The following is a 12,276-nucleotide window of genomic DNA, read 5'->3' as shown; positions in this document are numbered from 1 at the left end:
ACCGTGGACCAGTTGGCACTGCTGATCGTCCTGCTGCTCGGGGCGGTGCTCACCGTTCCGCTCGGGGACAAACTGGGGCTGCCCTCGCCGGTGCTGATGACGATCATCGGCGTCGCCCTGGCGCTGCTGCCCTTCGTACCGAATGTGCAGGTCCCGCCGGACTTCATCCTGCCGCTCCTGCTGCCACCGCTGCTGTACGCCGCCGTGCAACGCACCTCCTGGCGGCAGTTCACGGCGAATCTGCGGCCCATCTTCCTGCTCGCGGTCGCGCTGGTCTTCGTGACCACGGCGGCCGTGGCGGCGGTCGCCAACTCGATCGTGCCCGGCCTGCCCCTCGCCGCCGCGGTCGCGCTCGGCGCGCTCGTCGCCCCGCCCGACCCGGTGGCCGCGACCGCCGTCGCCGGATCGCTCGGGCTGCCCCGGCGGCTGGTCTCCATCCTGGAGGGCGAGGGCCTCTTCAACGACGTCACCGCGATCGTGCTCTACCACGTGGCGATCGCGGCGGCCGTCAGCGGCACCTTCTCCTGGCCGAGCGCCGTCGGCTCGCTGGTCCTCTCCGCGGTGGTGGCCGTGGCGGTGGGGCTCGCGCTCGGCTGGCTCACCAACAAGCTGATGTCGCTGCTCGGCGACGCGACCCTCCAGATCGGCCTGTCGCTGCTGGTGCCGTTCGTCAGCTACGTCCTGGCGGAGGAGCTGCACGGCTCCGGGGTGCTCGCCGTCCTCACCATCGCGCTCTTCCTCGCCACGCACACGGCGGACGCCGACGACGTCATGGGACGGCTGGCGGGCAACTCCTTCTGGCAGGTCGTCGACACGCTCGTCACCGGGGTCGCCTTCGGCCTCATCGGTCTTGAGCTGCACAACGCGTTCGGCGCGGCCGAGAGCCGGACGCCCGAGATGCTCGGCTGGGGCGCGGCGGTCGTCGGGGTCGTCGTGTTCGTACGGCTGCTGTGGCTGCTGCCCGCGACCTGGCTGGCCAAGCGGATGCACAAGCTCCGGGACTACGACGAGGAGATCCCGACGAGCTGGCGCGAGACCGTCGTCATGTGGTGGGCCGGGATGCGCGGGGTGGCCTCGGTCGCCCTGGCGCTCGCCATCCCGCTGGAGACGGAGAGCGGAGAGCCGTTCCCGGGCCGCGAGGAGATCATCTTCATCGCGTTCTCGGTCATCATGGCGACCCTGGTCGTCCAGGGGCTGACGCTGCCTTGGCTGGTGAAGAAGCTCGGGGTACGGGCGGACACGAAGGCGGAGCACGAACTGGAGCACGCGCTCGCGCTCCGCGCCGCGAAGGCGGCCAAGGGCCGGCTCAAGGAGATCGAGACGGTGGAGGAGGTCCCGGAGGAGATCAGCGAGCGGCTGGCGCGCGTGGCCATCGACATCGGGCTGCGGATCAGCCCCGACCTGGCGGACGACGAGCGCCGCGAGTGGGCCGCGCAGCGGGTGGCCCGCGGCCGTGCCGTACAGCGCATCCAGCGCGAGATGATGTCGGCGGCCCGCCACGAGGTCCTGTCGGCCCGTAACGAGCCGGGCGCTGACCCGGAGATCGTGGACCGCGTCCTGCGCCAGCTCGACGTACGCAGCATGCACTGACGCGGACGGCGGGCGGCCCGGACACCGGCCGGCCCGCCGGACACCGGCCCGTCAGGACATTGGCCCGGGACCGTCAGCCGCGGCCGGTGTCGGCCTCCCGGCCCGCCCCGGCCTCCCGGCCGTCCCCGGCGTCCGCCCTGGCCGCCGGGGTCCGGCTCGGCGCGGCGACCTCGCCCACGATCCTCGGCAGGGCGTACGGATGGTGCGCGGCCAGCCAGGCCACCATCTCCTCCCGGACCGCGCAGCGCACCTTCCAGATGTCGTCCGCGTCCTTGGCCGTGACCACCGCGCGCACCTCGATCGTCGTCGGGGTGGTGTCCGTGACGGCCAGACTCCAGTCCCGGCCGTCCCACGCCGAGCACTCCGCCAGGATCTCCTGGAGCTTCTCGCGCATCAGCGGCACCGGCGCCGAGTGGTCGAGCTGGAGGAAGACCGTGCCGGTCATCTGGACCCCGCCGCGCGACCAGTTCTCGAAGGGCTGGGCGGTGAAGTACGAGACGGGCATGGTGATACGCCGCTCGTCCCAGGTCCGTACGGCGAGGAAGGTCAGCGTGACCTCCTCGACCACGCCCCACTCGCCGTCGACCACCACGGTGTCCCCGATGCGCACCATGTCGCCGAAGGCGATCTGGAACCCGGCGAAGAGATTGCTCAGCGTGGACTGCGCGGCGACACCGGCGACGATGCCGATGATGCCCGCGGAGGCCAGCATCGACGTACCGATGCTGCGCAGGTCGGGGAAGGTCAGCAGCATCGCGGCGACCGCGACCACCACGACGACCGCGATCACGATCCGCATCATCAGCGTCACCTGCGTACGGACACGGCGCACCCGGGCCGGATCGCGCGTCGAGGTCGCGTAGCGGGCGTACGACGACTCGACGACCACGGAGACGACCCGTACGACCAGCCAGGCACCCGAGCCGATGACCACCAGGGAGAGCACCCGGCCGATCTCGGACTGGTAGCTCTCGATGAGGCGCCAGCCGGTCTCGCGGTACGTACCGCGCAGCAGCGACGCCATCACCAGCACCTGGAGCGGCACGCCGCAGCGCCGCAGCAGCCCCCACAGCGGGGTCTCGGGGTGGCGGTGGTCCGCGCGGCGCAGCACCAGGTCCACGACCCAGCCGAGCGCCAGTGTGAGCAGGACCGTGCCGCCGAGCACGATCAGTGGGCGCAGTGCGTTCTCCATGAACTCCCTCTCGTCCCTCTCGTGGGGGCCGGGCGCGGACGGACTGGCAGGATGTCCGGATGGACATCATGCTCTTCCACTCCGTCTACGGTCTCCGCCCGGCTGTGCACGCCGCGGCCGACCGGCTGCGTGCCGCCGGGCACGAGGTGCGCGTGCCCGACCTCTTCGAGGGAGAAACGGTCTCCACCGTGGAGGAGGGCATGAAGCTGAAGGACCGGATCGGCAAGGACGAACTGCTGCGCCGGGCGGTGCTGGCCGCCGCCCCGTACTCGGAGCGCGGGCTGGTGTACGTGGGCCTCTCGCTCGGCGGATCGATCGCACAGAATCTGGCGCTGGGCGACGCGAAGGCGCGCGGGCTGCTGCTTCTGCACGGCACGTCCGACATCGCGGAGAACGCGGCCGTGGACGAGCTGCCCGTACAGCTTCATGTGGCGGACCCCGATCCCTTCGAGCCGCACGACTGGCTGACCGCCTGGTACCTGCGGATGCGGCAGGTGGGGGCGGACGTGGAGGTCTACCGCTACCCAGGCGCCGGGCACCTGTTCACCGACCCGGAGCTGCCGGACTACGACGAGCGGGCCGCCGAGGAGACCTGGCGGACCGCGCTGGCCTTCATCGACTCGCTCTGAGCCTTCGGCGGAGGGGCTGCGGGCGCAGCGGTGGGCCGAGGGCAGCGGAGGGCCCGAGAGGGCCGGTGCGCCCCCGCCGTGCGTACGGGCGGGGGCGGCACGGCCCGGTGCCCGGATTCAGCCCTTGAGCGCCTTGGTGATCGCGGCGTTGAACTGCGCCACGGTCATGGGCGCGTTGTCGCTGCCCTCGGCCGTGAGCTTCTTGCCGTCCATCTTCAGGGTGGGCGTGCCCTGGACGCCGCTCTTGTCGAAGGCGGCGGACATCTTCATCGCCCAGGCGTCGTACGTACCGCTCTCGACGTCCTTCTTGAAGGCCGCGTTGCCCTTGAGCGCGCTCACGGAGTCGGCCACTTCGAGGAGGTAGCTGTCCTTGGCGAACTTGTCGCTCGTCTCCTCGGGGTGGTACTTCGCCGAGTAGAGCGCGGTCTTGTACTCCAGGAACGCCTCGGGGCTCACATTGAGCGCCGCGCCCAGCGCCGACAGGGCGTTCTTGGAGCCCTCGCCGTTGTCGGAGTTGTCGATGAAGGTCGCGCCCACGTACTTGATCTTGAACTTGCCGGCGTTGACATCGTTGTGGACGGTCTCGCCGACGGCCTGCTCGAAGGTGGCGCAGACGGGGCAGCGGGAGTCCTCGTACAGTTCGAGCGTCTTCTTGGCGTCCTTCTTGCCGATGACGACGGTTGTGCCGTTCGTGCCCTCGGTGTTCTTGGGGGCGACGACGGTCTTCTCGTCCTTCATGGCCTCCCAGTGGGAGGGCTTGTTCGACTGGACGACGGCGTAGCCGACGCCGCCGGCTATCGCGAGGACGGCGACGGCCGATCCGATGACGACGAACTGGCGGCGCGTCCTGTCCTTCTTCGCCTGCCGCTCGCGCTCGGCGCGCAGCCGCTCGCGGGCGGCTGCCTTGTTGGCCTGGTTGTTGCGTGCGCTCATGATGATTCGCTCCGTGGGATGACGTGTGCGGGCGGCGTGCTGCCGCTGAAGAGGGGAGGGCGACGGGCCAGGGCTCGGCTCGGTTCGGCTCGGGAAGAGCCTCAGACGGCGCCGAGCGCCAAGCCGGGCGGGCCCCTTCGTCCCACGGAGTGCACGAGGAGGCGGTGGCGGGAGGGGCGCGGGCGGTCCGCGGGGCGCGCGGCGCGCCGTACCGCCCGGGCGGCCGTGGAGACCACGGCGACCGCGATCAGCAGCGGCCGGAACGCGGTCGCTGCCGCGGCCCGCACCAGCCGGGACAGCGCCGCCTCGCCGTGCCGCAGCCAGGCCGCGGCGAGCAGCCCCACCGCGACATGGCCGGCCAGCAGCAGCCAGGGCAGGGCCGGGTCGGGGGAGTCCAGCAGCGCGGCGGCCGTGGACCGCGGCGAGGCCACCCCGGGCAGCGGCGCGCCGAGGCCGCCGCCGCACAGCACGTCGAAACCGACCGCGCGCAGCGACCCCGCCACGGGGCCGCCCGAGGCGCCGTAACAGACACGCTGGCCGCTGGTGAAAACGGTGTCCGCGGCCAGTTCCAGCGGCACGAGCAGGGCGGCGATCCGCCAGAAGCCGCGCTCGCGGCCCGCCGCCGCGTAGGTGAGCGCGAACACGGCGGCGCCGAGCGCGGCGACCAGGGAGAGCGGCAGCGGGGTACGGGACAGCAGCACGTGCGAGCCCGCGGACAGCGTCACGACCAGTGCCGTGAAGAGTGCTGCCCGCGCCGCTCTGAGCCGCGTCCCGGATATGTCCATCGTCGCCGAGTGTGCCATGGGTCCCCGTAAACGATCCCTAAAGCATCACAGCCGTACCGGGGACCGGGCCCGGCCTACGCGAGCCGGCCGTTGCGGAACAGGTCCACGAAGATCTGGTGGTCCGCCCGCGCCCGCGCCCCGTACGTGTGGGCGAACTCCACCAGCAGCGCTCCGAAGCCGTCCTCGTCGGCCGCGATCGCCGCGTCGATGGCTCGCTCCGTGGAGAACGGCACCAGGGAGTGCCCGCTCTCGTCGTCCGCCGCCGCGTGCATCGTCGCCGTCGCCCTGCCCAGGTCCGCGACGACGGCCGCTATCTCCTCCGGGTCGTCCAGGTCCGACCAGTCCAGGTCCACCGCGTACGGCGAGACCTCGGCGACGAGCTGGCCCGCCCCGTCCAGCTCCGTCCAGCCCAGCCACGGGTCCGCGTGCGCCTGGAGCGCCCGCTGCGAGATCACCGTGCGGTGGCCCTCGTGCTGGAAGTAGTCGCGGACGGCCCCGTCGGTGATGTGCCGGGAGACCGCCGGGGTCTGCGCCTGCTTCAGGTAGATCACGACGTCGTTCTCCAGGGCGTCGCTGTTGCCCTCCAGCAGGATGTTGTACGAGGGCAGCCCGGCCGAGCCGATACCGATGCCCCGCCGGCCCACGACATCCTTGACGCGGTACGAGTCGGGGCGGGTCAGGCTGGACTCCGGAAGCGTCTCCAGATAGCCGTCGAACGCCGCGAGGATCTTGTACCGGGTGGCCGCGTCCAGCTCGATGGAGCCGCCGCCCGGGGCGAAGCGCCGCTCGAACTCCCGGATCTCCGTCATCGAGTCCAGCAGCGAGAAGCGCGTCAGCGAGCGGGCCGAGCGCAGCGCGGTGAGCAGCGGGCCCTGGGCCGTGTCCAGGGTGAAGGGCGGCACCTCGTCGTTCTTCGCGCCGGTCGCCAGCGCGTGGATCCGCTCGCGGTAGGCGCCCGCGTAGATCTCCACCAGCTCGGTGATCTGCGGGTCGCTGAGCGCCTTCGTGTAGCCGATCAGCGCGAGCGAGGCGGCGAACCGCTTCAGGTCCCAGGTGAACGGGCCTATGTACGCCTCGTCGAAATCGTTCACATTGAAGATCAGCCGGCCGTTGGCGTCCATGTACGTGCCGAAGTTCTCCGCGTGCAGATCGCCGTGGATCCACACCCGGCCCGTCCGCTCGTCGAGGAACCCCGCGTCGTCCCCGGCGGCCGTCCCGGCCGCCCCGGAGCCCTCCTGTGCCAGATCGTTGTAGAACAGGCACGCCGTACCCCGGTAGAAGGCGAACGCGGAGGCCGCCATCTTCCGGAACTTCACCCGGAAGGCTGCTGGATCAGCCGCCAGAAGCTCACCGAACGCGGTGTCGAAGACGGCGAGAATCTCCTCTGCGCGCTGCTCCTCGGCTGCTTCGACAGGTCGCGGGACCGACATCGCGGGGTGCCTCCTGGTGGCGGTGGGTCAAGGGGTGACTACAGGGCGACAGAGCCCTCGGAGGGCACGTCCGTGCCCTCGGAGGAGCAACGCGCGAAGCCACCTCCGAGTGCCCGCCGGGCCGCCCGGGTGCCCGCCCGTTGTCGGTCGTGCGACGTAGACTTCGGGGCTGTCTCCCCGGACTGTCCGCAGCGCCGGGAGACCCCCGGGCGCGCCCCCGGGAAACCACCGTGTCACCCGCTCACTGGAGGCCCCCGCCGTGACCAAGCCGCCCTTCACGCACCTGCATGTCCACACCCAGTACTCGCTGCTGGACGGTGCCGCGCGGCTGGGGGACATGTTCAAGGCGTGCAAAGAGATGGGCATGTCCCATATCGCGATGACCGACCACGGGAATCTCCACGGGGCCTACGACTTCTTCCATCAGGCGAAGAAGGCGGACGTGACGCCGATCATCGGGATCGAGGCGTACGTGGCGCCCGAGTCACGGCGGCTGAAGCGGAAGGTGCAGTGGGGCCAGCCGCACCAGAAGCGGGACGACGTGTCCGGTTCGGGTGGTTACACCCACAAGACGATCTGGGCGGCGAACCGGACCGGGCTGCACAACCTCTTCCGGCTCTCCTCGGACGCGTACAAGGAGGGCTGGCTCCAGAAGTGGCCCCGGATGGACAAGGAGACCATCGCGAAGTGGTCCGAGGGCCTGATCGCCTCGACGGGCTGCCCCTCCGGTGAGCTCCAGACGCGGCTGCGGCTCGGCCAGTTCGACGAGGCGCTGAAGGCGGCCTCCGAGTACCAGGACATCTTCGGCAAGGACCGGTACTTCCTGGAGCTGATGGACCACGGCATCGAGATCGAACGCCGGGTGCGGGACGGGCTGCTGGAGGTCGGCAAGAAGCTCGGCATCCCGCCGCTGGTCACCAACGACTCGCACTACACGTACGCGAACGAGGCCACCGCCCACGACGCGCTGCTCTGCATCCAGACCGGCAAGAACCTCTCCGACCCGGACCGCTTCCGCTTCGACGGCACCGGCTACTACCTCAAGTCGACCGACGAGATGTACGCCGTCGACCTCTCCGACGCCTGGCAGGAAGGGTGCGCCAACACCCGCCTGGTCGCCGACCAGATCGACACCGAGGGCTGGTTCCAGGAGCGGAACCTGATGCCCAAGTTCGAGGTGCCCGAAGGCTTCACCGAGGTCTCCTGGTTCCGCGAGGAGACCATGCGCGGCATGGCCCGCCGGTTCCCGAACGGCATCCCGGAAGACCGCATGCGCCAGGTCGAGTACGAGATGGGCATCATCATCGACATGGGCTTCCCGGGGTACTTCCTCGTGGTCGCCGACTTCATCATGTGGGCGAAGAACAACGGCATCGCGGTCGGCCCCGGCCGTGGCTCCGCCGCCGGTTCGATCGTGTCGTACGCCATGGGCATCACCGACCTCGACCCGATCGAGCACGGACTGATCTTCGAGCGGTTCCTCAACCCCGAGCGCATCTCCATGCCCGATGTCGACATCGACTTCGACGAGCGCCGGCGCGGTGAGGTCATCCGGTACGTGACCGAGAAGTACGGCGCCGACAAGGTCGCCATGATCGGCACGTACGGCAAGATCAAGGCGAAGAACGCCATCAAGGACTCCGCCCGCGTGCTGGGCTACCCGTACGCGATGGGCGACCGGCTCACCAAGGCCATGCCCGCCGACGTCCTCGGCAAGGGCATCGACCTCAACGGCATCACCGACCCCTCCCACCCGCGCTACAGCGAGGCGGGCGAGATCCGGGGGATGTACGAGAACGAGCCGGACGTCAAGAAGGTCATCGACACCGCGAAGGGTGTGGAGGGCCTGGTCCGGCAGATGGGTGTGCACGCGGCCGGCGTGATCATGTCCAGCGAGACGATCACCGACCACGTCCCCGTCTGGGTCCGGCACACCGACGGCGTGACGATCACCCAGTGGGACTACCCGCAGTGCGAGTCGCTCGGCCTGCTGAAGATGGACTTCCTCGGCCTGCGCAACCTGACGATCATGGACGACGCCGTCAAGATGGTGAAGTCCAACAAGGGCATCGACCTGGAGATGCTCTCCCTGCCGCTGGACGACCCCAAGACGTACGAACTCCTCTGCCGGGGCGACACGCTCGGCGTCTTCCAGTTCGACGGCGGCCCGATGCGCTCGCTGCTGCGCCAGATGCAGCCCGACAACTTCGAGGACATTTCCGCCGTCTCGGCCCTCTACCGGCCGGGCCCGATGGGCATGAACTCGCACACGAACTACGCGGAGCGCAAGAACGCCCGCCAGGAGATCACCCCGATCCACCCGGAGCTGGAGGAGCCCCTCAAGGAGGTCCTCGGGCTCACCTACGGCCTGATCGTCTACCAGGAGCAGGTGCAGAAGGCCGCCCAGATCGTCGCGGGCTACTCGCTCGGCGAGGCCGACATCCTGCGCCGCGTGATGGGCAAGAAGAAGGCCGACGAGCTGGCGAAGAACTTCGTCCTCTTCGAGGCGGGCGCCAAGAAGAACGGCTTCTCGGACGCCGCGATCAAGGCGCTGTGGGACGTCCTGGTGCCGTTCGCCGGATACGCCTTCAACAAGGCGCACTCCTCGGCGTACGGACTGGTCACCTACTGGACGGCGTACCTCAAGGCGAACTACCCCGCCGAGTACATGGCCGCCCTGCTGACCTCGGTCAAGGACGACAAGGACAAGTCCGCGGTCTACCTCAACGAGTGCCGGCGCATGGGCATCAAGGTGCTGCCGCCCAACGTCAACGAGTCGCTGTCCAACTTCGCCGCCCAGGGTGACGAGATCATCCTCTTCGGACTGACAGCCGTCCGCAACGTCGGCCAGAACGTCGTCGACTCGATCATCCGGTCCCGCAAGGCCAAGGGGAAGTACGCGACCTTCCCCGACTTCCTCGACAAGGTCGAGGCGGTCGTCTGCAACAAGCGCACCGTCGAATCACTCATCAAGGCCGGCGCCTTCGACGAGATGGGCCACACCCGCAAGGGCCTGGTCGCCCACCACGAACCGATGATCGACAACGTCGTCCAGGTCAAGCGCAAGGAGGCCGAGGGGCAGTTCGACCTCTTCGGCGGCGGCGACGAGGAGACGAGCGAGCCGGGGTTCGGGCTCGACGTCGAGTTCTCCGACATCGAGTGGGACAAGACGTACCTCCTCGCGCAGGAGCGCGAGATGCTCGGCCTCTACGTCTCCGACCACCCGCTCTTCGGCCTGGAGCACGTGCTGTCCGACAAGGCCGACGCGTCGATCTCCCAGCTCACCGGTGGGGAACACGGGGACGGCGCGGTCGTCACCGTGGGCGGCATCATCTCCGGCCTCCAGCGCAAGATGACCAAGCAGGGCAACGCCTGGGCGATCGCCACCGTCGAGGACCTCGCGGGCTCCATCGAGTGCATGTTCTTCCCCGCGACCTACCAACTCGTCTCCACCCAGCTCGTCGAGGACACGGTCGTCTTCGTCAAGGGCCGGCTGGACAAGCGCGAGGACGTCCCCCGGCTCGTCGCCATGGAACTCCAGGTCCCCGACGTCTCCTCGGCGGGCACCGACGCGCCCGTCACCATCACCATCCCCACGGTGAAGCTCACCCCGCCCATGGTCAGCAGGCTCGGCGAGATCCTGAGCCACCACCGGGGCAACTCCGAGGTCCGCATCAAGCTCCAGGGCGCCAGGAAGACCACCGTGCTCCGCCTCGACCGGCACCGGGTCCAGCCCGACCCGGCGCTCTTCGGCGACCTGAAGGTCCTGCTCGGCCCGTCCTGCCTGGCCGGCTAGCGGAACCCGACCCGTACAGAGCTCACAGCACTCAAGGAGGGGCGCGCCCGGAAACCGGGCGCGCCCCTCCGCGTACGTACCCTCGTACGGGTGTCAGTTGTGGCCGAAGCGCTTCTGCCGCTTGTGGGCGACGTCCGACGGCGTGATCCTCTGCTCCACCTGGTCGGAGCGGTCCTCCATCGACGAGGACCTCGACTCCTGCGTGCCGCGCTCCGACTCCGAGCGGGCGTGCTGCTTGTTGCCGCGATCCCGGTTCTTGTTCTTCGACATGGCGCTGCCTCCTGCGGGTTCATTGAGGACCAGGGGCCACTTCGAGACTCACATAGGCCACCGAACGCCGCATTTTGGATCATTGCCGTGTGTAGCGGGCGTTCCTGTGGCCCGCCCCACGGCCGATCCGCCTCGATCCGCCTCGGTCCGTCACCGATCCGCCACGCCGATGATCGAGTTCCGGACGTCAAGCCTCTTGCCGTCGGGCAGACTCGAAGCAAACCCGCAGTAACTCCCGATCTCCCGATCCCGAGGTTCCCGAAAGAGGGTGGAACGCGTGGACCGCTGCGTCGTCCTGGTGGACGCCGGCTACCTGCTGGGCGCCGCCGCGAGCCTGCTGGCCGGAGAGCCGGCCCGATCCCGCATCACCGTCGACCACTCCGCCCTGATTCAGGGCCTCAGGGAGCGCGCCGAAGCCGATACGGAACAGCCGCTGCTCCGGATCTACTGGTTCGACGGCGCCCCCGACCGGGTCCCGCAGCCCGAACACCGGCGGCTGCGCGTGATGCCCCGCGTCACGGTCCGTCTCGGCGCGCTGACGAGAAGTGACGGCCGCTGGGCGCAGAAAGGCGTCGACGCGGCGATGCATGCAGAACTCACCGAACTGGCCAGAAATCGCGCCTGTTCCGATGTCGTGCTGGTCACGGGCGACGGCGATCTGCTGCCCGGCCTGATGTCGGCCAAGGAACACGGCGTCGCGGTCCACCTCTGGGCGGTCCAGGCCGCCGACGGCGACTACAACCAGTCCGAGGACCTGGTCGCCGAGGCGGACGAACGGCGCGTACTGGACCGCGCGTGGATCACCAAGGCCGTACGCGCCAAGGACCTCGGCGGCGTCTGTACGCCGTCCCCCGCCCCGCGCCCCGAGATCGCGGCGATCCTCTCGGCCCCGCTCCCCGAATCGGCGCTCGCGGCCTCCGCGGAACGCGCGGCGCAGGCCCAGACGCAGACCGCGGCGCCCGCCGGACGCAACGGCTCGACGGCACAGCCCACGACCCACGAACCCGAACCGCACCCCGCGCCCACGGGCGGCAAGGGCGTCCCCACCCCCAAGGACCTGGCGAGCCTGCGCGCCCCCCACCCCGACCGGCAGCCCGCACCACCCCAGCATCCTGGGGGCGCGACACTCCGCTGGTCCTCCGACAAGGGCTGGGTGGAACGCCCGGGCGGCGGCACCTCCGGCGAACCCCCGGAAACGGCGTCCCTGCCGACGCTGGCCCAGCTCACCAGCGCGGAACAGAGATGGGCGGACCGGGAGGAGGACATCACCACGGTCGGCGGCGACCCCTTCGAGGTGGGACAGGTCTTCGCCCGGCGCTGGATGGAACGGCTGCCGGAGACCACCCACGTACAGAAACTGTCCGTGATGTACCCCCGCGTCCCGCACCGCATCGACGGCGAACTGCTGCGGTACGCGGCCCGCTTCGGCCTGCTGGCACACAAGGACGACCAGATCGACGAGCACGACCGGTACGCGATCCGGGCAGGCTTCTGGCGCGAGATCGACGTCCGAGCCGCCCAGGAAGGTTGATTGCTACGCGCCCCTTTTTTTAGGGCTCGGTTTTTTTAGGGCTCGGTTCGCCTCCGGGGCGCCTTATGCCACTGTCGACGGTCGACCGTGCTCGGCCCCTCGTTCCTCGGGGCCTGCGCG

The 12,276-nt window shown here is 69.8% G+C and carries 9 protein-coding genes; 4 read left to right on the top strand and 5 right to left on the bottom strand.

The window, feature by feature from the left end; translation table 11 throughout:
• The first annotated feature begins 3 nt into the window (after positions 1 to 3).
• On the top strand, positions 4 to 1,590 hold the full coding sequence (locus ACIO3P_RS35420; RefSeq protein WP_329826044.1) for a Na+/H+ antiporter: 1,587 nt from the start codon (positions 4 to 6) through the stop codon (positions 1,588 to 1,590).
• Between the two features lie 73 nt (positions 1,591 to 1,663).
• On the opposite strand, the gene ACIO3P_RS35415 is transcribed toward ACIO3P_RS35420, so the two are convergent.
• Positions 1,664 to 2,782 (bottom strand): mechanosensitive ion channel domain-containing protein, encoded by a 1,119-nt coding sequence (locus ACIO3P_RS35415; RefSeq protein ID WP_329826045.1) that lies wholly within the window; start codon positions 2,780 to 2,782, stop codon positions 1,664 to 1,666.
• 59 nt (positions 2,783 to 2,841) lie between these two features.
• Between ACIO3P_RS35415 and ACIO3P_RS35410 the strand changes: the two genes are divergently transcribed.
• Positions 2,842 to 3,411 carry a dienelactone hydrolase family protein gene (locus tag ACIO3P_RS35410; protein WP_329826046.1) on the top strand — a complete coding sequence of 190 codons (570 nt, stop codon included), beginning with the start codon at positions 2,842 to 2,844 and terminating at the stop codon, positions 3,409 to 3,411.
• Positions 3,412 to 3,528: 117 nt separating this feature from the next.
• On the opposite strand, the gene ACIO3P_RS35405 is transcribed toward ACIO3P_RS35410, so the two are convergent.
• The 3 genes from ACIO3P_RS35405 to ACIO3P_RS35395 all read right to left on the bottom strand — a co-directional run bounded on the left by ACIO3P_RS35405 (position 3,529) and on the right by ACIO3P_RS35395 (position 6,559).
• Positions 3,529 to 4,344, bottom strand: a complete 816-nt coding sequence (locus ACIO3P_RS35405) for a DsbA family protein (protein WP_401850383.1) — start codon at positions 4,342 to 4,344, stop codon at positions 3,529 to 3,531.
• A 101-nt stretch (positions 4,345 to 4,445) separates the two neighbouring features.
• Entirely contained in the window at positions 4,446 to 5,129 is a 684-nt protein-coding gene (locus ACIO3P_RS35400; protein WP_329826048.1) for a hypothetical protein, read from the bottom strand.
• 74 nt (positions 5,130 to 5,203) lie between these two features.
• A complete protein-coding gene (locus ACIO3P_RS35395) occupies positions 5,204 to 6,559 on the bottom strand; it encodes a DUF2252 domain-containing protein (RefSeq protein WP_401788026.1) in 1,356 nt (451 codons plus the stop codon).
• Between the two features lie 259 nt (positions 6,560 to 6,818).
• Here ACIO3P_RS35395 and dnaE point away from each other — a divergent pair, with 259 nt between their 5' ends.
• Positions 6,819 to 10,355 carry a DNA polymerase III subunit alpha gene (gene dnaE, locus ACIO3P_RS35390; RefSeq protein WP_329826050.1) on the top strand — a complete coding sequence of 1,179 codons (3,537 nt, stop codon included), beginning with the start codon at positions 6,819 to 6,821 and terminating at the stop codon, positions 10,353 to 10,355.
• A 93-nt stretch (positions 10,356 to 10,448) separates the two neighbouring features.
• Here the strand turns inward: dnaE and ACIO3P_RS35385 are convergent, their stop codons facing one another.
• Positions 10,449 to 10,625 carry a hypothetical protein gene (locus tag ACIO3P_RS35385; protein WP_329826051.1) on the bottom strand — a complete coding sequence of 59 codons (177 nt, stop codon included), beginning with the start codon at positions 10,623 to 10,625 and terminating at the stop codon, positions 10,449 to 10,451.
• A 268-nt stretch (positions 10,626 to 10,893) separates the two neighbouring features.
• On the opposite strand from ACIO3P_RS35385, the gene ACIO3P_RS35380 reads away from it, so the two are divergent.
• Entirely contained in the window at positions 10,894 to 12,156 is a 1,263-nt protein-coding gene (locus ACIO3P_RS35380) for an NYN domain-containing protein (RefSeq protein WP_329826052.1), read from the top strand.
• Positions 12,157 to 12,276: the final 120 nt, after the last annotated feature.

The sequence above is a fragment of the Streptomyces sp. NPDC087310 genome, from assembly GCF_044744405.1.
Taxonomy (GTDB): domain Bacteria; phylum Actinomycetota; class Actinomycetes; order Streptomycetales; family Streptomycetaceae; genus Streptomyces.
The sequence above is the reverse complement of the archived record's forward strand: the minus strand, read 5'-3'. Positions and strand labels throughout refer to the sequence as shown.